The sequence below is a fragment of the Saccharothrix carnea genome (genome assembly GCF_003014735.1).
GTDB classification, from domain to species: Bacteria; Actinomycetota; Actinomycetes; order Mycobacteriales; family Pseudonocardiaceae; genus Actinosynnema; species Actinosynnema carneum.
Map to the genome: position 1 here is coordinate 244526 of NZ_PYAX01000003.1, position 21066 is coordinate 265591.

At 71.9% G+C, this 21066-nt stretch carries 15 protein-coding genes and 1 riboswitch; of the genes, 11 read left to right on the forward strand and 4 right to left on the reverse strand.

The features are described 5' to 3' along the window. Nucleotides 1–30 precede the first annotated feature (30 nt). From aceE to B0I31_RS09450, 3 genes are all read left to right on the forward strand, one after another. Nucleotides 31–2781, forward strand: coding sequence for a pyruvate dehydrogenase (acetyl-transferring), homodimeric type (gene aceE / locus B0I31_RS09440; protein WP_106614957.1), 2751 nt, complete (start codon nucleotides 31–33; stop codon nucleotides 2779–2781). 158 nt (nucleotides 2782–2939) lie between these two features. Next, complete coding sequence (locus B0I31_RS09445) at nucleotides 2940–4946, forward strand: nucleotidyl cyclase domain-containing protein (RefSeq protein ID WP_106614958.1); 2007 nt, start codon at nucleotides 2940–2942, stop codon at nucleotides 4944–4946. Between the two features lies 1 nt (nucleotide 4947). Continuing rightward, nucleotides 4948–6177 carry an ABC transporter substrate-binding protein gene (locus B0I31_RS09450; protein ID WP_146173789.1) on the forward strand — a complete coding sequence of 410 codons (1230 nt, stop codon included), beginning with the start codon at nucleotides 4948–4950 and terminating at the stop codon, nucleotides 6175–6177. Here B0I31_RS09450 and pnuC read toward each other — a convergent pair. Next, nucleotides 6174–6806 (reverse strand): nicotinamide riboside transporter PnuC, encoded by a 633-nt coding sequence (gene pnuC, locus B0I31_RS09455; protein WP_106615395.1) that lies wholly within the window; start codon nucleotides 6804–6806, stop codon nucleotides 6174–6176. The genes B0I31_RS09450 and pnuC overlap by 4 nt on opposite strands. 50 nt (nucleotides 6807–6856) lie before the next feature. Continuing rightward, nucleotides 6857–6980: riboswitch (FMN riboswitch) on the reverse strand. Nucleotides 6981–7123: 143 nt separating this feature from the next. Here pnuC and B0I31_RS09460 point away from each other — a divergent pair. Further along, the gene (locus tag B0I31_RS09460) at nucleotides 7124–8371 is read left to right on the forward strand and encodes a phytase (RefSeq protein WP_245949771.1); all 1248 of its coding nucleotides are present in this window, start codon (nucleotides 7124–7126) and stop codon (nucleotides 8369–8371) included. A gap of 87 nt (nucleotides 8372–8458) precedes the next feature. On the opposite strand, the gene B0I31_RS09465 is transcribed toward B0I31_RS09460, so the two are convergent. Both B0I31_RS09465 and B0I31_RS09470 read right to left on the reverse strand, forming a co-directional pair. Beyond that, on the reverse strand, nucleotides 8459–9277 hold the full coding sequence (locus B0I31_RS09465) for a mechanosensitive ion channel family protein (RefSeq protein ID WP_106614960.1): 819 nt from the start codon (nucleotides 9275–9277) through the stop codon (nucleotides 8459–8461). A gap of 208 nt (nucleotides 9278–9485) precedes the next feature. After that, nucleotides 9486–10997, reverse strand: a complete 1512-nt coding sequence (locus B0I31_RS09470) for an alpha/beta fold hydrolase (RefSeq protein WP_245949772.1) — start codon at nucleotides 10995–10997, stop codon at nucleotides 9486–9488. 117 nt (nucleotides 10998–11114) lie between these two features. Here B0I31_RS09470 and B0I31_RS09475 point away from each other — a divergent pair, with 117 nt between their 5' ends. The 6 genes from B0I31_RS09475 to B0I31_RS09500 all read left to right on the forward strand — a co-directional run bounded on the left by B0I31_RS09475 (nucleotide 11115) and on the right by B0I31_RS09500 (nucleotide 17379). Continuing rightward, on the forward strand, nucleotides 11115–12290 hold the full coding sequence (locus tag B0I31_RS09475) for a PucR family transcriptional regulator (protein ID WP_106614962.1): 1176 nt from the start codon (nucleotides 11115–11117) through the stop codon (nucleotides 12288–12290). A 172-nt stretch (nucleotides 12291–12462) separates the two neighbouring features. Further along, a complete protein-coding gene (locus B0I31_RS09480) occupies nucleotides 12463–13407 on the forward strand; it encodes an ACP S-malonyltransferase (RefSeq protein WP_281262291.1) in 945 nt (314 codons plus the stop codon). Continuing rightward, nucleotides 13404–14381, forward strand: coding sequence for a beta-ketoacyl-ACP synthase III (locus tag B0I31_RS09485; protein WP_106614963.1), 978 nt, complete (start codon nucleotides 13404–13406; stop codon nucleotides 14379–14381). Before B0I31_RS09480 ends, B0I31_RS09485 begins: the two co-directional genes overlap by 4 nt. A 61-nt stretch (nucleotides 14382–14442) precedes the next feature. After that, a complete protein-coding gene (locus tag B0I31_RS09490; protein ID WP_053720023.1) occupies nucleotides 14443–14682 on the forward strand; it encodes an acyl carrier protein in 240 nt (79 codons plus the stop codon). Continuing rightward, the gene (locus B0I31_RS09495; RefSeq protein WP_106614964.1) at nucleotides 14679–15914 is read left to right on the forward strand and encodes a beta-ketoacyl-[acyl-carrier-protein] synthase family protein; all 1236 of its coding nucleotides are present in this window, start codon (nucleotides 14679–14681) and stop codon (nucleotides 15912–15914) included. Before B0I31_RS09490 ends, B0I31_RS09495 begins: the two co-directional genes overlap by 4 nt. Nucleotides 15915–15951: 37 nt before the next feature. Then, complete coding sequence (locus tag B0I31_RS09500; protein WP_106614965.1) at nucleotides 15952–17379, forward strand: acyl-CoA carboxylase subunit beta; 1428 nt, start codon at nucleotides 15952–15954, stop codon at nucleotides 17377–17379. Nucleotides 17380–17459: 80 nt separating this feature from the next. On the opposite strand, the gene B0I31_RS09505 is transcribed toward B0I31_RS09500, so the two are convergent. Beyond that, on the reverse strand, nucleotides 17460–18038 hold the full coding sequence (locus B0I31_RS09505) for a hypothetical protein (protein WP_245949773.1): 579 nt from the start codon (nucleotides 18036–18038) through the stop codon (nucleotides 17460–17462). Between the two features lie 497 nt (nucleotides 18039–18535). On the opposite strand from B0I31_RS09505, the gene lanKC reads away from it, so the two are divergent. Next, the gene (gene lanKC, locus B0I31_RS09510; RefSeq protein WP_106614966.1) at nucleotides 18536–21064 is read left to right on the forward strand and encodes a class III lanthionine synthetase LanKC; all 2529 of its coding nucleotides are present in this window, start codon (nucleotides 18536–18538) and stop codon (nucleotides 21062–21064) included. The last annotated feature ends 2 nt before the right edge of the window (nucleotides 21065–21066 follow it).

The following is a 21066-nucleotide window of genomic DNA, read 5'->3' on the forward strand; positions in this document are numbered from 1 at the left end:
GCTGAGAAGACCCCGGAACGAGGAGATCCCTTGGCCCCGCAGAACACCCCCGAGCGGGTACGCGTCATCCGTGACGGTCTGGCCGCCCACCTCCCCGACATCGACCCGGAGGAGACCGCGGAGTGGCTGGAGTCGTTCGACGCCGCGCTCAAGGGCGGCGGGCAGCAGCGCGCCCGCTACCTGATGCTGCGGCTGCTCGAGCGGGCCAGGGAGAGCCACGTCGGTGTCCCTTCGCTGACCAGCACGGACTACGTGAACACCATTCCCACCGAGCGCGAGCCGTGGTTCCCCGGCGACGAGGAGGTGGAGCGCCGCTACCGGGCCTGGGTCCGGTGGAACGCGGCGATGACGGTGCACCGCGCGCAGCGGCCCGGCGTCGGCGTCGGCGGCCACATCTCGACCTACGCGTCGTCGGCGAGCCTGTACGAGGTCGGCTTCAACCACTTCTTCCGGGGCAAGGACCACCCCGGCGGCGGTGACCACGTGTTCATCCAGGGTCACGCCTCCCCCGGCGTGTACGCCCGCGCGTTCCTCGAAGGACGCCTGAGCGCCGAGCAGCTCGACGGCTTCCGCCAGGAGTTCTCGCACGCCGGACCGGGCGGCGGCCTGCCGTCGTACCCGCACCCGCGGCTCATGCCGGACTTCTGGGAGTTCCCCACGGTGTCCATGGGCTTGGGCCCGATGAACGCGATCTACCAGGCGCGGTTCAACCGCTACCTGCACGACCGCGGTATCAAGGACACCTCCGACCAGCACGTCTGGGCGTTCCTCGGCGACGGCGAGATGGACGAGCCGGAGTCGCGCGGCCTGCTGCAGGTCGCGGCGAACGAGCAGCTGGACAACCTGACCTTCGTGGTGAACTGCAACCTGCAGCGCCTCGACGGCCCGGTGCGCGGCAACGGCAAGATCATCCAGGAGCTGGAGGCGTTCTTCCGCGGCGCGGGCTGGAACGTCATCAAGGTCATCTGGGGCCGCGAGTGGGACTCGCTGCTGCACGCCGACCGCGACGGCGCGCTGGTCAACCTGATGAACACCACGCCGGACGGCGACTACCAGACGTACAAGGCCAACGACGGCGCGTACGTCAAGGAGCACTTCTTCGGGCGCGACCCGCGCACCAAGGAGCTGGTCGCGCCGATGACCGACGACGAGGTGTGGAACCTCAAGCGCGGCGGCCACGACTACCGCAAGGTCTACGCGGCGTACAAGGCGGCGGTGGAGCACCACGGCCAGCCGACGGTCATCCTCGCCAAGACCATCAAGGGCTACGGCCTGGGCCCGCACTTCGCGGCGCGCAACGCCACGCACCAGATGAAGAAGATGACCCACGAGGACCTGAAGCTCTTCCGGGACAGCCTGCGCATCCCGATCGAGGACAAGGACCTGGACCCGTACCTGCCGCCGTACTACCACCCCGGCAAGGACTCCCCGGAGATCCAGTACCTGCTGGAGCGGCGCCGCCAGCTCGGCGGGTTCGTGCCGGAGCGGCGGGCGAAGTCCAAGGCGCTGGTGCTGCCCGGCGACAAGGTCTACGACGTGGTGCGCAGGGGCTCGGGCAAGCAGGAGGTCGCCACCACGATGGCGTTCGTCCGGCTGGTCCGCGACCTGGCCAAGGACCCGGAGATCGGCGCGCGGATCGTGCCGATCATCCCGGACGAGGCGCGCACGTTCGGCATGGACTCGATGTTCCCGGCGCAGAAGATCTACAACCCGAACGGGCAGATGTACACCTCCGTGGACGCGCAGCTGATGCTGGCGTACAAGGAGAGCGAGCAGGGCCAGATCCTGCACGAGGGCATCAACGAGGCCGGTTCGACGGCGTCGTTCACCGCGGCGGGCACGTCCTACGCCACGCACGGCGAGCCGATGATCCCGATCTACATCTTCTACTCGATGTTCGGGTTCCAGCGCACCGGCGACGGCCTGTGGGCGGCGGCGGACCAGATGGCGCGCGGTTTCGTGCTGGGCGCCACGGCGGGCCGCACGACGCTGACCGGTGAGGGCCTGCAGCACGCGGACGGGCACTCGCTGCTGCTGGCGCACACCAACCCGGCCGTGGTGGCGTACGACCCGGCGTGGTCGTTCGAGGTGGCGCACATCGTCAAGGACGGCCTGCGGCGGATGTACGGCGAGAACGCCGAGAACATCTTCTACTACATGACCGTCTACAACGAGCCGTACCAGCAGCCGGCCGAGCCGGAGGGCTTGGACGTGGAAGGCCTGCTCAAGGGTTTGTACCGGTACCAGGTGGCGCCGGCTCAGGCCGGGCCGCGGGCCCAGCTGCTGGCCTCGGGCGTGGCGATGCCGTGGGCGATCAAGGCGCAGCGGATGCTGGCCGAGGAGTGGGGCGTGCAGGCCGACGTGTGGTCGGCGACGTCGTACTCGGAGCTGCGCCGCGAGGCCGTCGAGGTCGACCGGCACAACCTGCTGCACCCCGACCAGGAGCCGCGCGTGCCGTACGTCACGCAGGCGCTGGCGGACGCGGCCGGTCCGGTCGTGGCGGTGTCGGACTGGATGCGCGCGGTGCCTGACCTGATCCGCCCGTACGTGCCGACGGACATGACCACGCTGGGCACGGACGGGTTCGGCTTCTCCGACACCCGCCCGGCGGCGCGGCGGCACTTCCTGGTCGACGCCGAGTCGGTCGTGGTGGCCACGCTGGCGGCGCTGGCCAAGCGCGGCGAGATCCAGCAGTCGCTGGTCGTGCAGGCGGCCCGCAAGTACAAGATCGACGACGTCGGCGCGGCGGGCCCGTCCACCTCGGACGCCGGCCTGGCCTGATCGACGAGCACCACGGGGGCGGTACGCGATCCACGCGTACCGCCCCTGGCGTTTCCGCACTAATGCGGCCGACCAGCGGAAATCTCCGCATTGCGCTGCGGGATGTGATCCACCCCATAGACTTGCCCCACAAACCCGGCGTTCCAACGAGGGGTCGGATGGGGACGCAGCCGCTGCACGCGGTGCACCGCACGGTGCTGGTCGTGGACGTGTCCGCGTTCAGCGGCCGGCCGCGCGTCCCGCAGGAGGAGATCCGGCGCGGCCTCTACGCGGCGCTGGAGACGGCGTTCGTGGACAACGGGCTGGACTGGTCGGCGGCGCACCACGAGGACCGCGGCGACGGCGTGCTGGTGCTCGTGCCGCCCGACGTGCCCAAGAGCCGGGTGGTCGACGGCGTGCCCCACGCCCTGCTGGGCCAGTTGCGCCGGTACAACGCCACCCGCACCGAGGAATCCCGGATCCGGCTGCGAATGGCGATCACCGCGGGCGAGGTGCAGTACGACCCGGAGGGCGTGGTCGGCGACGACGTGACGCTGGCGTTCCGGCTGCTGGACTCCAGGCCGCTGCGCGAGGCGCTGGACCGCTCGACGGCGTTGTTCGCGCTGATCGTCTCCGACCGGATCCACGCCGACGTGGTGCGGCCCGACCCGGCGCTGGACCTGGAGGCGTTCCGCCGGGTGAGCGTGGACGTCAAGGAGGTGCACGGGCACGCCTGGCTGCACGTGCCGAACGGCGGCACGCCCGCGATCGGCCGGCGGCCGACCCGGCACCGCAGGAAGCGCCGCAGGCCGCCGGTGGCGCCCGTCCTGCTGGCGGTGGCGCTGCTGTTCGTCGGCACCACGAACGCCGCCCGCGCCACACCACCCGCCGTGCCGCCGTGCCCTCCCCCGATCCAGCTGAACGTGCTGGTGTCGGCGGAGAAGGAGGAGGTGGTCCGCTCGCTCGCGCTGGAGCTGGAGGACGACTCCGGCAGGCACAACCCGCTGGGCTGCAAGGAGTTCAACGCGCTGGTGTTCACGGGCGGTTCCGCCAGGGCGGCGGCCGAGGCGCTGGGCCGGGGCTGGCAGCCGGGTGACCTGACGGCGGTGGGCGCCGAGCCGCACGTGTGGCTGCCGGACAGCAGGGCCGAGGTCCTGGCCATCGGGGACGACCTGCGCGAGCGCCCCGACGTGACGCTGCACGTCCGGGCGGGCGTGGCGGTGTCGCCGCTGGTGCTCGGCGCGTCGGAGGAACTGGCCGCGCAGATCGCGCCGGACGGCGAGTTCGAGTGGCGGCACGTGGCCAAGCCGGCGGCGGTGGACCTGTCGTCGGGTGTCGGTCTCCTGGCTGCCGCCGCGTTGGCGCAGGCGGAGCTCGGGCCGGACCTGGACTCGCCCCGCGCGGCGTGGGTGCTGCACGACATCACCCGACGGACGAGCACCGACGCGCCGTGCGTCGGCGAGGTGGCGGTGATCGGGTCGGAGAACGCGGTGGCGGCCACCGACGGCTGCCGGGTGCTCTACCCGCGCGACGGCGCGCTGGTGCTGGACCACCCGTTCGTGGAGGTCGAGCGGCCGCAGCGGCACAACCCGCGGCGGCAGCGGATCGTGCACCGGCTGCTGGAGCACCTGCGGGCACCCGGTGCCCAGGCGGTGTTCAAGCGGGCGGGTTTTCGCGACCTGGCCTGGAACGTCATCGCGCCGCCGGATTCGGGCGTGCGGCCCGACCGACCACTGGACCTGCCCCTCCAGCCGCGCCCGGGGTCGGTGCGGGAGGCGTGGGAGGCCGCGAGCCGGCCGCGGACGATCGGGGTGGCCACCGACAGCTCGCCCGACGCGCACCTGTTCGCCGAGCAGGTGTCGCGGCTGGCCGGTCCGGGTGACCGGGTGATCACCCTGCCGTTGACCGAGGACGTGGTCGAAGCGGGCGTCCGAGCGGGCGCGCACGTCGTGGTGCTGGCGTCGGCGACACCGGTGCCGATCCTCGCGAAGGGCGTCAGCCGTCCCGTCCGAGTGGTGGCGGTCGGCTTCACGGAGGGTGCCTGCGCGCCCTCAACGGCTCTCTACGCCGCCGCCACCGCCATGGACGGTCCGTGCCACGTCGTCGGCGGCTTGAACGATCCTGGCGCCGCTGAGGGCCGGGAAGCAGCGGTGCACGACGTCGCACGCGCGGCATGGGGAGGGTGACGTGATCCGCGTTGTCATGGTGCTGGTGATGCTCTTGTCGGCCTGCACGAGCCGGGTCGAGGACGAGGCGGAGGGCGGCACCGGGTCGATCACCTTCGTGGAGAGCCGCGACATCAGCGCGGACGGTCAGGTGACGAAGCTGGTCGAGCGCTGGAACGAGCGCGCCGGCCCGCGCGAGCAGGTCACGTTCGTGCAGATGCCGGGTTCCACCGACGACCACCGCGCCCAGTTGACCGCACGGGCACAGGACTTGGAGCGGGTGCGCAACAGCCCGGACTGCTACGACGTGATCGGCCTCGACAACGTGTGGACGGCGGAGTTCGCCGCGGCGGGGCACGTCGTGCCGCTGGACCCGGAGGAGTTCGGCGTCGACCGGTTGCTGCCGCAGGCGGTCGCGGCGGCGAGGTCACCCGGCGACGGGCGGCTGTGGGCGGTCCCGTGGCGCAGCGACGCCGGGCTGCTCTACTACCGCAAGGACCTGCTCGCCGAGGCGGACGTCAGCCCGCCGACCACCTGGGCCGAGTTGAGGCGGCAGGCCGTCGAGATCGCCGCGCCCCGCGGCCTGCACGGCTACGTCGGCCAGTTCAAGCGGTACGAGGGCCTGATCGTGAACATGGCCGAGGTCATCTGGGCGCACGGCGGCGACCTGGAACGACCGGACGACGCCCGGACCAAGGCGGGGGTGCAGGCGGTGGCCGACGGCATCGACCAGGGCTGGATCCCCCGCGCGGCACTCGACTACGAGGAGAACAAGTCCCTCGACGAGTTCCGGGCCGGCCGCGCCCTGTTCGCGCGGAGCTGGCCGTACGCCGGGCCGGTGCTGGAGGCCGAGGAGTCGCGGGTCGCCGGCAAGTGGGGCCGGGTCGCGCTGCCGGGCCCCAGCGCGTTGGGCGGCTGGAACCTGGCCGTGTCCCGGTGCTCGGCCAACCAGAAGACCGCGCGCGAGTTCATCAAGTTCGTCACCAACGACGACAACCAGCGGCGGACGTTCCAGCGAGCCGGGTTCGCGCCCACCTCCCTGGCCCTGTACGAGGAGCCCGGCCTGGTCCCGATCGAGCTGCGCGAGAGCGTGCTCGAAGCGCGGATCCGGCCGCTGTCGGCGTACTACGACGAGTTGACCAGCGTGATGCAGGAGAACCTGCACCACGCGCTGGACAACCCCAGAGCGGTCGACAAGTCCCTCGACGACCTCGCGGCCGGCCTGGCCAAGGCCGTGGAGGGGCGGGGCTAGGCGGTGGCCGCCTTGACCCGCGTGGTGGTGGCCTTGGCGGCGCGGTTCCAGTCGATCCAGCCGCGGATCACCAGGACGGCGAAGACGGTGTAGACGGCGGCGCTGAACCACAGCCCGGACTGGATCTGCAGCGGCACGCCGATCGCGTCCACCACGAGCCACACCAGCCAGAACTCGACCAGGCCGAAGCCCTGGAGGGTGAAGGCGAGGACGGTGCCGACGAAGATCGCGGCGTCCGGCCACGGCGCCCACGAGGCGTCCAGCGCGTCCAGCAGCAGCGCGAAGCCGACCGTGCCGAGCACGAACGCCGTCACCACGGCGAGGCGTTCCTTCGCGGTGCCCTTGCGGACGACCACGCCGAACACCGGGTCACGCCGACGCGTCCACGCCCACCAGCCGTAGAGCGTGATCAGCGCGATCACCACCTGGCGCGCGGCCGTGCCGCCGAGCTGCGCGGACACGTACACCACGAACAGCAGCGTGACCGAGACCAACTGCACGGGCCAGGTCCACAGCGACCGCTTCTGCGCCAGGTACACCACCACCAGCGCGAAGACCTGGCCGATGAACTCCGCCCAGGACACCTTCTGCCCGAACACCGTGAAGCCCTGCTCCAACAAGACGTGCACCGCGTCCTCCATCCCCTGACAGGCGTTCCCGGGGCAGGGCAGGACAACGGCACGCGCGCCTCCCATCCGGACTTTCACCGTCGGCCCCGGAATCCCACCGGGTCAACCGCCCTGGTGGGCGGGTCGCGGGCTGTCACCGCCGGTTCGGAGTTCCACCGAGCCCCGGAGCGCATGTCTCTCATCGCGTCGGAACATCATGGCGCGCGGAACTGTTCCTGAGGTGATCGACGCCACAGTCCGCACGATCCGAGAACCCGCGCCCTCGTGGTCATCTCGACTTCAGCCCCGGTACACCGGCGGTCGGTAGCTTCCGCCGAATGCGAATCCTGCTCATGGCCGCGGTGGTGCCGCTGCTCATCGCCTCCTCCCCCGGACCGGACGAGGTCGTGCCGGTCACCCAGACCCGGGCGTTCGTCGACGACGCGTCCGGGTCACCGGCCAACGCCGACGCCGACGACCCGGCGATCTGGGTGCACCCGCGGTCGGCGCGGCAGAGCGTCGTGCTCGGCACGCTGAAGGAGGGCGGGCTGGCCGCGTTCGACCTGGCCGGCCGGACCCTGGGCACCTACCCGGCGCCCGCGCCGCCGACGCCGGAGGCCAAGCCGGGCCGGTTCAACAACGTCGACGTGCTCAGCCGCGTGCCGGTCGGCGGGCGGTCCCGTGACCTCGCGTTCGTCAGCGACCGGGGCCGGGACCGGATCCGGGTCTACGAGCTCGACGGGCGCGGTGCGGCGGCGGGCGCGGCGGTCGTCCGGGACGTGACCGACCCCGGCGCGCGGCCGGTGTTCTCCTCGTCGGAGGAGGAGGTGGACGACCAGCACACGGCCTACGGGCTGGCGGCCGGGTTCGTCGGCCGCACGCCGGTGGTCGTGACGAACCGGCGCAGCGAGACCAGGGTGGCGCTGCTGCGCGTGACGCCCGGCCCGGCGGGTTCGGTCGGCACGGCGGTCGCGGCCACGCTGGACCTGCCGTCGTCGTTCCCGCTGCCGGACGGCACGACCTGGACGCCGTGCGGTGAGCCGGGCGAGGGCCCGCAGCTGGAGGGCATGGTGGTCGACTCCGCGCACGGCGTGCTGTACGCGGCGCAGGAGGACGTCGGCATCTGGCGGGTGCCGCTGCGCGCGACCGGGTTCGGCACGCCCGTGCTGATCGACAAGGTTCGCTCGTTCGGGGTACCGCAGAGCTACGACCCGGAGACCGAGGAGTGCTCGGTGTCGGGCGCCGACCCCGGTTTCGGCGGCAGGCACCTGACCGCCGACGCCGAGGGCCTGGCAGTCGGTGACGGGTACCTGATCGCGTCCAGCCAGGGCGACTCGCGGTTCGTGGCCTACGAGCGCACCGGCCGCAACGCCTACGTCGGCGAGTTCGTGGTGGGCGCGGGCCGGGGCAACGACTCGGTCGAGCACTCGGACGGCGCGCACCTGGTGACCGCCGACCTCGGCCGGGACTACCCCGAGGGCCTGCTGGTCGTGCACGACGGCGAGCGCACCCCGACCGTCGACGACCTGGCGACCACCGGCTTCGCGTACGTGAGCTGGGAGGACGTGCTCGACGAGCTGGACTGACCGGGGAGAACGCCGACAGGCCCCGGGACCCGTCGAGCACGGGGTCCGGGGCCTGTCGGCGTCTGCGGAGGGAGTCGTGGTGAGGTGTCACGCCCCGTCTGTGCGCGGGGGCATCTGCATGCCGGCGGGCGGGGTCGGCGGGTCCACCTGCGCCTGCCGGGACGCGCGGGCCGCCGCAGACACGGGCTCCTGCGCCCGGCTGGTCACGGTGTCCTGGGACTGGCGCGGCGAGGGCGTGATGTGCGCCGACTCCTCCTGGATGCGGTTGAGCCAGCCCTCCCAGCGCTGCTGCATCGGGCGGACCAGGCCGCCGCCGACGCCGATCACGATCACGCCGGCGACCGTGGCCAGCACCGTGATCAGGACCGGCATGGTGACCGCGACGGCGATGCCGAGCTGGTTGAGCGCGGCGATGACACCGAGCGCGACGATGAAGCCGTGCGTGATGCCGCCGAGGATCTTCGTGTACGGCCGGTTGCCCAGCGCGCCGGTGACCAGGCCGCTCAGCGCCTTGCCGATCGCGGCGGCCACCAGCACCAGGATGATCGCCACGACGATGCGCGGCAGGTACGCGATGACGTCGTTGAGCAGGGCGCTCACCGCGTTGCCGGTGCCGAACACGCCGAACGCGAGCTGCAGCGCGATCAGCAGCACGAAGTAGTAGACGAGCTTGACGATCAGGTTGGAGGCGTCGATCGGGGACTTGGCCATCGCGCCGCCCAGGCCGGAGCGCTCGACCAGGCGGTCGAAGCCCACCCGCTTGAGCAGGAACCCGACAGCCTTGGCCAGCGCCTTGGCGATGAGCCAGCCGATGAGCAGGACGACTAGGAAGCCGAGGAGTTTCGGTACGAACGTGGCCACCATCGTCCACGCCTGCCCGAGTCCTTCGGTGATCTGGGTACCCACGACGACCCTCCTTCGTTTCGCTTGCCGAGATCGTTTCTCAGCCCGCATCACCCGGCAACCTGAAGTGGTGGCACGAAAGGGTGACTGACGTGGCGGTTCTCGCGTCGGCAGTCCAGAGTGGAATCACCGGTGGGGACCGGGGAGAGGGAAACGCCCGGCGCGAGGTTCTCGCGCCGGGCGTTTTCGCGTCGGGGGTCTCGGACAGCGGTCAGAACTGGGCGGACAAGCCCCGGCCGGCCAGGTACGCCCGCACGTGCTCGGCCGAGGTCGCCTGGTCCACGTCGGGCCTCGGGTCGCCGGGGCAGTTCGAACTGCTGGGCGGCAGCACGCCGTTGACCAGGTACCGGTTGACGGCCCGGTCCACGCACTCGTTGCCGCTGCCGTAGAGGCCGTGCTTGCCCTCGTCCCGCACCGAGACCAGGTTGTGCCCGAGCCGCTCCGCCATGGCCGGGCCGCTCTCGTAGTGCGTCTGGGTGTCGCCCTCGGCCTGCACGATCACACCCACGGGGTAACCGTCGCGCTCGAGCTCCACCGCGGCCTCGGGCAGGTCGAAGCTGCGGAACGCGCACGTCGTCGGCGCCGCGCGCAGGACGCCGAAGCCGTACGGGTAGCGGTCGCGGAAGACCCGCATGTCCTCGTAGTAGGTCTCCAGGTCGGTCGGCCAGTCGACCTCGCACGTCACCGTGTTGAACACGCCCGAGACCAGCTCGTCCTCCGCCTCGCCGGACATCAGCGCGCCCGCGTCGGACGGCGAGCCCGCCTGCAGCTGGGCCACCGCCACCGCGAGGTCCGACCACAGTGGACGGTAACGGGCGCCGACGCCGACCGCGGCGTCGAAGCGGGTGCGGGTCGCGTCGCCCACCGGTTCCAGGGCGAGGGCGGTGGCGACCGACTCCACGGTGGTCATCACCGCTTCGGGGGTCGCGCCGAGCTGGAACCGGTCGTGGCGCTCGGCGACCCACGCCGACCACGCCTCGACGTTGCGCCGGTAGGCCACCGCCTGCGCCCGGAACTGCTCGCGCCAGATCCACTCCGGGTGCACGGCCGAGTCGAGCACGCTGCGGTCCAGCCGGGTCGGGAACAGGCTGCCGTACACCGCGCCCAGGTACGTGCCGTAGGAGTAGCCCAGGTAGTTGAGCTTCTCCTCGCGCAGCACGGCCCGCACCACGTCGAGGTCGCGCGCGGTGTTGGCGGTGTTGATGAACGGCCGGATGCCTCCCGCCGCGCGGTGGCAGGCGTCCTCGGCGGCCTGCGCCTCGGCGGCCCACTTCGGGAACTCGGAATCAGCCGGTCGGGTGTCGGCCGTGGCCAGTTCCGGGACCGTGCGGCAGGTCAGCGCGGTCGAACCGCCGACGCCGCGCGGGTCGAACCCGATCAGGTCGTAGACCTTGGCCACCTCGCTGCCCGCCAGGAACGACGGCATGCCGAGGCCCGAACCGCCCGGCCCGCCGGGGTTGAGCACCAGGATGCCGCGCCTGCGCGCGGGTTCGGCGGCCTTCTTGCGGCTGATCACCAGCGAGATCCGGTCGGCGCCGGGACGCGTGTAGTCCAGTGGCAGCACCAGTTCCGCGCACTCCAGCGCCTGCTTGCACGGCGTCCAGGTGAGCTGCTGCGTGTGGAACTCGGCCAGCGGATCGTCGCTCGCCGCTCCGAACGACGGCGCGACCGCCGTCGCCAGCACGGCGGCGACCACCAGGCCGACTGACATGTACCTGCGCACGAGACCCTCCCAGGCGAGCCGGTCAGAACGCCACCGACCGTAGGACGATCGGCGCGGAGCGTCAGGGGTAGTCACTCGTTGGTGTCGCCCTGGGCGGCCCGTGCGATCGTGTGGGGTATGACCAGCTCAACCGCGTTGTCGCGGGCCACCTTGCGAACGCTGCAACGGGCGTCGGGCGACCTGGCCGCGGCGAGCGTGGCCGAGATGGAGGAGCGCCTGCCGTGGTTCCGGCGGATGCCCGCCGACCAGCGGGCCGGCGTGCTGCTGCTGATCCAGAACGGCGTGGCCGGGTTCGTGTCCTGGCTGCACGACCCGCAGCAGGCCATCCGGCTGACCGCCGAGGCGTTCCGCTCCGCGCCGAAGGACATCTCGCGCTGGGTGAGCCTGCGGCAGACCGTGGAGCTGGTGCGGATCGCGCTGGAGCTGTTCGAGCAACTGCTGCCGAAGCTGGCCGAGAACGAGGCCGAGCGCGCGCTGCTGACCGAGGGCGTGCTGCGGTACGGGCGGGAAATCGCGTTCTCCGCGGCCACGTCGTACGCGGCGGCGGCCGAGGCGCGCGGTGCGTGGGACGCCCGGCTGGAGGCACTGGTCGTGGACGGCATCGTGCGTGGTGACGCGGAGGAGTCGTTGCTGTCGCGGGCCACGGCGCTGGGCTGGGACCCGGCGGCGGAGGCGACCGTGCTGGTGGGCAACCCGCCATCGGACGACCCGCCCGCGGTGGTGTTCGAGGTGCGCAGCCGGGCCGCCAGGGCGGGCCGGCCGGTGCTGCTGAGCGTGCAGGGCTCGCGGCTGGTCGTGGTGCTGGGCGGTGAGACGGAACGGGACGAGTCGCTGGTCCGGATGTCCGACGCGTTCGGGCCGGGCGCGGTGGTGGCCGGCCCGACCGTGACGAGCCTGGCGGAGGCGCACCGCAGCGCGAGCGACGCGCTGTCGGGGCTGCGCGCGGTGGTGGGCTGGCCCGCCGCGCCGCGGCCGGTGCGATCGCTGGACCTGCTGCCGGAGCGGGCGCTGGCCGGTGACCCGGAGGCCGAGTGGCAGCTGGTGGACCGGGTGGCCAGGCCGCTGGAGGACGCGGGCGGCTCGCTGCTGGAGACCGTGGACGCGTTCCTGGAGGTGGGCGGCGTGCTGGAGGCGTGCGCGCGCAAGCTGTTCGTGCACCCCAACACGGTCCGCTACCGGCTCAAGCGCGCCACCGAGCTCACCGGGCGCAACGCGAACGACCCCCGTGACGCTCTGGTGCTGAGGGTGGCGCTCTCCGTGGGCAGGCTGGCCCGCGCCCGCGGCCTGTGGTGACCCGCCCGGAGGACGCCCAGCCGGGTGTGACGCACGACGCATGTCCGATTGGGTCGGGATCGACAACACGCGACGTCGTTCTACGTTCATCTCCGAGTCACATTTGTAGAGACCCTACAACACATCGTCCCGGGTTTCGTCCGTGGCGACATCACCGGAAACGGCCGCGACCGTGTTCAGTGAGCGGGTGATCGCGCTCCTAGCCCCCGGACAGGGGTCCCAGACACCCGGCATGCTGACCCCCTGGCTCGACGTCGAGGGGGCCGCCGAGCGCGTCGCCGCGTGGTCCGAGGCGACCGGTCTCGACCTGGTCCGGCTGGGCACCACCGCGGACGCGGACGAGATCAAGGACACCGCCGTCACCCAGCCGCTGGTGGTCGCGCTCGCCCTGCTGGCCTACGAGGAGCTGCGCCGCCGGGTCGAACTGCCCGCCGACACGATCGTCGGCGGCCACTCGGTCGGCGAACTGGCCGCCGCCGCGATCGCGGGCGTGCTGAGCACCGACGACGCCGTGGCGCTCGCCGCCGTGCGGGGCGCCGAGATGGCCGCCGCCTGCGCGTTGACGCCGACCGGCATGGCCGCGGTGCTCGGCGGCGACGAGGACGAGGTGCTGGCCCGGCTGGACGAGCTCGGCCTGGTCGGCGCGAACCGCAACGGCGCGGGCCAGATCGTGGCCGCGGGCCCGCTGGACGCGCTGGCCGCGCTGGTCGAGCAGCCGCCCGAGCGGGCGAAGATCCGCACGCTGAAGGTCGCGGGCGCGTTCCACACCCGGTTCATGGCGCCCGCCGAGGACGCGCTGCGCGCCCGTGCCGCCGGGATCGTGGTGAAGGACGCCGCGCTGCCGCTGCTGTCCAACGCGGACGGCGCGGTGGTGTCCGCGGGCGACGAGGTGCTGAGCCGACTGATCTCCCAGGTGACCCGCCCCGTGCGGTGGGACGCCTGCCAGGCAACCCTGGCCGGGCACGGCGTGACCGCGGTGGTCGAACTGCCGCCCGCGGGCGCGCTGACCGGCCTGGCCAAGCGCGAACTGAAGGGCACACCCACCTTGGGCCTCAAGACCCCCGACCAGCTCGACCAGGTCGTCGAGATGATCAACGCCGCGGAGGTGGCCGGGTGAGCGCCTTCTCCCTCCCCGCGGGCCCCGCAGGCACCCGCGTCCTCGGCCTGGGCAGCTACCAGCCCGAGACGATCGTCAGCAACCACGACCTGAGCCTGCGCATGGACACCTCGGACGAGTGGATCCGCGACCGGGTCGGCATCGTCAACCGCCGCGTGGCCAAGCCGGACGAGCTGCTGGTGGACATGGCGATCGAGGCGGGCGCGAAGGCCGTGGCCGACGCCGGGCTCGCACCGACCGACATCGGCGCGGTCCTGGTGGCCACCTGCACCATGCCGTCCCAGATCCCCAACGCGGCGGCGCAGGTCGCCGACCGGATCGGGATCAAGGGCGCACCCGCGTTCGACCTGAACGCCGCGTGCGCGGGCTTCTGCTACGCCCTGGGCACCGCCTCGGACCTGGTCCGCGCGGGCACGGCGAAGTACGTGCTGGTCATCGGCGCGGAGAAGCTGACCGACTGGGTCGACGCCGACGACCGCTCCACCGCGATCATCTTCGCCGACGGCGCGGGCGCCGCGGTGGTCGGCCCGGCCGACGAGCCGGGCATCGGCCCGGTGGCGTGGGGCAGCGCGGGCGACCTGGCCGACATGATCGGGGTCAGGGACCGCCACTCGTTCATCTTCCAGGAGGGCCAGTCGGTCTTCCGCTGGGCGACCACGCAGATCGCGCCGGTCGCGCTCAAGGCGATCGAGCTCGCCGGCCTGGAGGTGTCCGATGTGGACGTCTTCGTGCCGCACCAGGCGAACCTTCGCATCGTCGAGGCCATCGCGAAGCGCTTGCGCGCCAAGGGTGCGCGTGAAGACCTCGTGATCGCTCGTGACATCGTGGACTCCGGCAACACCTCGTCCGCTTCGATCCCCCTCGCGCTGGACCACATGCGCGCGGCGGGAGAGGTGCGCAGCGGTGACGTGGCGCTGCTCGTCGGCTTCGGAGCCGGCCTGTCCTACGCGGGACAGGTCGTCCGGCTGCCGTGACCGCAATCCGAGACTCCGGTGGGACCAACCAGCCGGCGAAGCAAGAAGGAAGGGATTTTCAGTGAGCAACGAGGACATCCAGAAGGGGCTCGCCGAGATCGTCGAGGAGGTCGCCGGTGTCGAGGCGGCCGACGTGACGGCTGACAAGTCCTTTGTGGACGACCTGGACATCGACTCGCTGTCCATGGTGGAGATCGCCGTGCAGGCCGAGGACAAGTTCGGCGTGAAGATCCCGGACGACGAGCTGGCCAACCTCAAGACCGTGGGCGATGCGGTCAACTACATCGCCAGCAACGCATGACCAGTAGCAACGACGTCGTCGTCACCGGGCTGGGTGCCACCACCCCGCTCGGTGGCGATGTCGCCTCCACCTGGGACGCGCTCCTGGCCGGCCGCAGCGGTGTTCGGACGCTGACGGCCGACTTCGTGGAGCGCTTCGAGCTGCCGGTGAAGATCGGCGCGCCGCTCGCGGTCGAGCCGACCGAGGTGCTGCCGCGCGTCGAGGCCCGCCGGCTGGACCGCTGCGAGCAGGTCGCGGTGGTCGCCGCCCGCCAGGCGTGGGCGGACGCCGGGTTGGGCCCCGACGACGTCGACCCCGAGATGCTCGGCGTCGTGATCGGCACCGGCATCGGCGGCGCGATGACGCTGCTGGACCAGGACGACCTGATCGAGGCGTCCGGCCTGCGCAAGGTCTCGCCGCTGACCGTGCCCATGCTCATGCCCAACGGCCCCGCCGCGCACGTCGGCCTGGACCTGAAGGCACGCGCGGGCGTGCACGCGCCGGTGTCGGCCTGCGCGTCCGGCGCCGAGGCGCTGGCCTGGGCGTACCGGATGCTGAAGGCCGGCGAGGCGGACGTGGTCGTGGCCGGTGGCGCGGAAGCGTGCATCACCACCATCACCATGGCGGGCTTCATCCAGGCCCGGACCATGAGCACCCGCAACGACGACCCCGAACGCGCCTCGCGCCCGTTCGACGTCGACCGGGACGGGTTCGTGCTCGGCGAGGGCGCCGGGATCATGGTGCTGGAGCGCGAGGACTTCGCCCGCGCCCGCGGCGCCCGGATCTACGGCAAGCTCGCGGGCATCGGCACCAGCTCGGACGGCCACCACATCACCGCGGCCGACCCGGAGGGCATCGGCCAGTCCCGGGCCATCGCCAAGGCGATCCGGATGGCGGGCGTCGACCCGGCCGACATCGGCCACGTCAACTGCCACGCGACGTCCACCCCGGTGGGCGACGTGATCGAGCCGCAGGCCGTGCGCCGCGCGATCGGCGACCACCCGGTGCTGACCGCGCCCAAGGGCAACCACGGCCACCTGCTCGGCGCCTCGGGCGCGGTGGAGGCGATCACCACGCTGCTGTCGGTGCGCGATGGCGTCGTGCCGCCGACGCTGAACCTGGAGAACCAGGACCCGAAGGTGCAACTGGAGGTCGTCACCGGCGAACCGCGCAAGATCGACCTGATCGCCGCGGTCAACAACTCGTTCGGGTTCGGCGGGCACAACGTCTCGCTCGTCTTCACCTCAGCCTGATCGTCTTGGGCCAGACCGTCTCACGAGGAGCTTCTCGATGACTGCCCTTGCGTCCCGACCGGCGAACCCGGGTGCGGACGGCGAAACCGATCCGCGCGACCCGGAGGTCCGGCTCGCGCAACTGCTCGACCCCGGGTCCGTCGCGCCGCTGCGGCCCCGTGACGGCAGCGGCATGTTCGCCGTGCGCGGCCGGATCAACGGCGCGAAGGTCGTCGCCTACTGCAGCGACGCCACGCGCATGGGCGGCGCGCTGGGTTCCGAGGGGTGCAGGCACATCGTGGAGGCGATCGACACCGCGGTGCGCGAGCGCACGCCGGTGATCGGCGTCTGGCACTCCGGCGGCGCGCGGCTGCCGGAGGGCGTGGAGTCGCTGGACGGCATGGGTCAGATGTTCGCCGCGATGATCCGGGCGTCCGGCCGGGTGCCGCAGATCTCCGTGGTGGTCGGCCCGGCGGCGGGCGGTGGCGCGTACGGCCCGGCGCTGACCGACGTGGTGATCATGGCTCCGGCCGGCAAGGTCTTCGTGACCGGGCCGGACGTGGTCCGGTCGGTGACCGGCGAGCAGATCGACATGGACGGCCTCGGCGGCGCGGAGGCGCACGGGCGCAAGTCCGGTGTGGTGCACGTGATCGCGGACGACGAGCCGGACGCCTACCAGCGCGCGCGGCGGATCACCGGCCTGTTCGCCCAGCCGGGCGTGTTCGACCTGCACTCGGTGCCCGACGGCGACGACCTGCGGGCGCTGCTGCCGGAGCAGCCGCAGCGTGCCTACGACGTCAAGCCGCTGGTGCGGGCGATCCTGGACGACGAGTCGTTCGAGGAGCTGCAGGCCAAGTGGGCGCCGAACATCGTGGTCGGCCTCGGTCGGCTCGGTGGCCGCACGGTCGGCGTGATCGCGAACAACCCGATCCGCAAGGGCGGGTGCCTGGACTCGCTGTCGGCGGAGAAGGCGGCGCGGTTCGTGCGGATGTGCGACGCGTTCGGCGTGCCGCTGCTGGTGCTGGTGGACGTGCCGGGCTACCTGCCGGGCGTCGGCCAGGAGTGGGACGGCGTCGTGCGGCGCGGTGCCAAGCTGCTGCACGCGTTCGGCGAGGCCGTCGTGCCGCGGGTGACGTTGGTGACGCGCAAGTCGTACGGCGGCGCGTACATCGCGATGAACTCGCGGTCGCTGGGCGCCACGGCGGTGTTCGCGTGGCCGATCGCCGAGGTGGCCGTGATGGGCGCCAAGGCCGCGGTCGGCATCCTGCACCGCAAGAAGCTGGCGGCCGTGCCGGACGAGGAGCGGGAGGCGTTGCACGCCAAGCTCGTCGAGGAGCACGAGCGCATCGCGGGTGGCGTGGAGCGGGCGATCGCGATCGGCGTGGTGGACGAGGTCGTCGAGCCGACGAAGACGCGGCGCAAGCTGGCGGAGGCCCTCGCGGCGGCGCCGGCGGGCCGGGGCGCGCACGGCAACATCCCGCTGTAGGGGGCGGGCGTCATGGGTGGGGTCGTTCTGTCGGGGGGCGACCCCACCGCCGTGTGCGGAGCCCGACCCGCCCGGCGCGGTCAGCAGGCGGCGAACTGGGAGGTCGAGCCCTCGGTGCCCAGGTCGACCCGGAGCGCGCCCCGTTCCTCCTGCAGCGGGTAGACCACGCGCCAGTGGATGCAGTCGGCCTGGAGCTCGGCCGGCGCCTTGGCGACGTCCTGCGTGCTGGTGAACGTCATCAGCACCCGCAGCCTGGTCTGGGAGACCGACTCGATCCGGTGCACCAGGATCGACCCGTCCCGCGAGCTCTCGTAGTCCGACAGCCACCGCGACCTCGGCGTCTGGCCGACCCGGTGCGCGGTCACGGTCTTGGCCCACTGCTCGTAGTCGTGGCCGTTGATCGCGTCGAAGAACTGCTGCAGCACCTCCCGCACGCGTTGGCCGTCCGGGTGCTGCGCCGCGTCGACGCTCAGCTGCACGGTGCCGCTGCCCGGCTGCGCGCTGCGCGGAACCGAACTCGACGGCCCCGAGCCGGGAGCGGCGACCTGGTCTCCCTGGGCCACGGCGGGCCGCTGGTAGGCCTCACGCGCCAGCACGCCGACGCCCGCGGTGGCGGCGGCGACCAGGAGCACGGCGGGCAGCAGCAGACGTGCGGACACCCCAGGAGCGTGCCACAGCGCCCGTACGCGCGGGTAATCACCCGGACGGCCGAGCCGGTGACCCGCTCAGTGCGGTTTAACCGGACCGATATAGCTACCCACAATGGCTCCCCCACCTACCGGGACGCACTTTCCCGAGATTTCGGGGTTCATCACGGTGAAAGCGCACCCAACGCCCCGTACGACCCCCGGAACACGTTCCGTAACCAAACCCGCAATTCAGCGGACACATCCTGAAACCGCAGGTGAGCCCGACCGAACGCGAAGAACGATCGCGTTTCGTTTAGGGCACCCAACCCGCCCCTGTCCGCGCTTCCGTGCAGTTAAACCTCGCGATCAGGTGACCCTGGACACCCGATAGCCACCTTCAGTACCGATCCGAGGAATGCTCATACCCACGAACGGACGTCAACACCCCCCGAAATGGTGGATTGGCTTCTCCGGTCTTGTCGTGCGGAAATATGCCGGTCGGAAAAGTCGCAAGGAGGCGAAATCCCGTGGACCTCCGCTATGAGGCCTACTGCTTCGCGGACCGTCAGTTCTACGACGTGCAAAGCCACGCGGAAACCGCCGAAGACGATTTCTCGCAGGTGCTGCCCGCGTTGCCGGAAGGCTGGACGCAGGGTGACCGCAACATCTGGCGGCACGTCCACCCGGACGGCGTGGTACTGCCCAAGCAGGGCTGGAAGGTGCACGTCTCGGCCACCGTGCTGAACGCGGGCGAAGTGCTGCTGAAGTCCTACGAGTACCTGATCGCGCGCCGGATCCCGTTCAAATACCTGCGCACCCAGTCGATCGTGCTGGCCCGCAACTCGAAGTACGCGCCACGCGAGGGCAGCGGCAAGCTCATCACCGTCTACCCGGCCGACGAGGCGGAACTGGAATCGACGCTCGTCGAGTTGTCCGAGATCCTCAAGGGCCAGCCGGGCGCGTACATCCTCAGCGACCTCCGCTACGGCGCCGGCCCGCTGTTCGTCCGCTACGGCGGTTTCGTCGAGCAGTGGCTGGAACAGGACGGCAAGCGCGTGCTGGCCATCGAGGGCCCGGACGGCGCGCTCGTGCCCGACCAGCGCAAGCCGACGTTCTGGGTGCCGGACTGGGTGCGGCTGCCCGCGTGCCTGGAGGAGCACCTGGCCGCCCGCCGCGCCGGTGACGCCGACGCGTTCCCGTACCGGGTGGTGCAGTCGCTGCACTTCTCCAACGGCGGCGGCGTGTACGAGGCGGTCCGCAAGGCCGACGACAGACCGGTCGTGCTCAAGGAGGCCAGACCGCACGCCGGGCTGGACCGCGAGAACGTCGACGCGGTGGCCCGGCTGCGCCGCGAGCACGCGATGCTGAGCAAGGTGGCCGGTGTGCCCGGCGTGCCCGAGGTCTTCGAGCACTTCACCGCGTGGGAGCACGAGTTCGTGGCCATGTCCCGGGTGTCGGGCCGCCCGCTCGGCCAGTGGCTGGGCAACAACTACCCGCTCACCCACCACGAGGTCACCGACGAGGCGATCACCGCTTACACCGAGCGGGCGTTGCGGCTGGTCGCCGAGGTCGAGCGGATCGTGCACGCGGTGCACGAGCGCGGTGTCGTGTTCTGCGACCTGCACCCGCTCAACATCCTGGTGGACGACGAGGACGCGGTGTCGCTGATCGACTTCGAGCTGGCGTTCGCCGTCGAGGAGAACGGCAAGCCCACGCTCGGCTCGCCCGGCTTCCAGGCGCCGCCCGACCGCACCGGCTTCGAGATCGACGAGCACGCGCTGGCCGCCGTGCGCCTCTACGTCTTCCTGCCGCTCAACGCCGTGATCGACCTGGCGCCGTCGAAGCTGCGCTCGCACGTGGACTTCATCCAACGGCGGTTCGGCCTGTCCGACGAGTACTGCGCGAAGATCCTGGAAGTCCTGACGCGGCGTGACGCACCGGCTTACCCGGCCACCGCGCTGGACGTGCCCGAACCGGACTGGCAGGTGGTCCGCAAGTCCATCGCGGCGGGCATCCTGGCCAGCGCCACGCCGCAGCGCACGGACCGGCTGTTCCCCGGCGACGTCGAGCAGTTCGAGGTCGGTGGCGCGGGGTTCGGCTACGGCGCGGCGGGCGTGCTGCACGCGTTGGACGTGACCGGCATGGGCCGCTACCCCGAGCACGAGCAGTGGCTGCTGGACGCGGTGCGCCGCGACCCGCCCAAGGAGCCCGGGTTCTTCACCGGCGCGCACGGCATCGCGCACGTGCTGGAGAACTTCGGCCACCACGACCTGGCCGAGGAGCTGGTCCGCTCCTACGCGCAGGTGGTGCCGGACACCCGTGACCACGGCCTGAGCGCGGGCCTGGCGGGCATCGGGCTGAACCTGCTGCACTTCGCCGGCACGCGTGACGACGACACCTACGCCGCCCAGGCGCTGGAACTGGGCGAACGGCTCGTCACCGCGCTCGCGGACGCCGAGCCGCCCGGCCCGAAGGCGCGTGCGGGTTTCGAGCACGGCTGGTCGGGCCCGGCGCTGCTGTTCCTGCGGCTGTTCCAGCACACCGACGACCGTCGTTGGCTCGACGCCGGCGTGCGCGCCCTGGAGCGGGACCTGGCCGAGACGATGACCGCGTTGGACGGCTCGACGCAGGTCCGCGACGGCAACTTCCGCACCCTGCCGTACGTCGGTGTCGGCAGCGCGGGCATCGCCCTCGTGCTCAACGAGTTCCGCCTGGCCGCGCCCGACCTCCCGGTCGTCGAACGGCTCCCGGAGCTGGTCGGCGGCACGACCGGCGAGTTCGTGATCCAACCGGCGCTGATGCTCGGCCGGGCCGGTCTGCTGGCCACCCTCGCCCACGCGAACGGCCCGCGGCAGGCGATCGACCGGCACCTGGCCGCACTGTCCTGGCACGCCGTGCCCTACCAGGAGGGCCTGGCGTTCCCCGGCATCCAGTTGCGGCGGCTCTCGATGGACGTCGACACCGGTGGCGCGGGCGTGCTGCTGGCGCTCGGCGCCGCCCTGGACGGCACACCCGTGTTGCCGTTCCTCTCAGCCCCGGTCCCCACGGACCGGTAGCA

Coding starts and splice junctions, on each gene's coding strand:
- B0I31_RS09500 (WP_106614965.1), top strand. CDS start 15,952: ATGACTGCCCTTGCGTCCCGACCGGCGAACCCGGGTGCGGACGGCGAA.
- B0I31_RS09460 (WP_245949771.1), top strand. CDS start 7,124: ATGCGAATCCTGCTCATGGCCGCGGTGGTGCCGCTGCTCATCGCCTCC.
- B0I31_RS09445 (WP_106614958.1), top strand. CDS start 2,940: ATGGGGACGCAGCCGCTGCACGCGGTGCACCGCACGGTGCTGGTCGTG.
- B0I31_RS09475 (WP_106614962.1), top strand. CDS start 11,115: ATGACCAGCTCAACCGCGTTGTCGCGGGCCACCTTGCGAACGCTGCAA.
- B0I31_RS09495 (WP_106614964.1), top strand. CDS start 14,679: ATGACCAGTAGCAACGACGTCGTCGTCACCGGGCTGGGTGCCACCACC.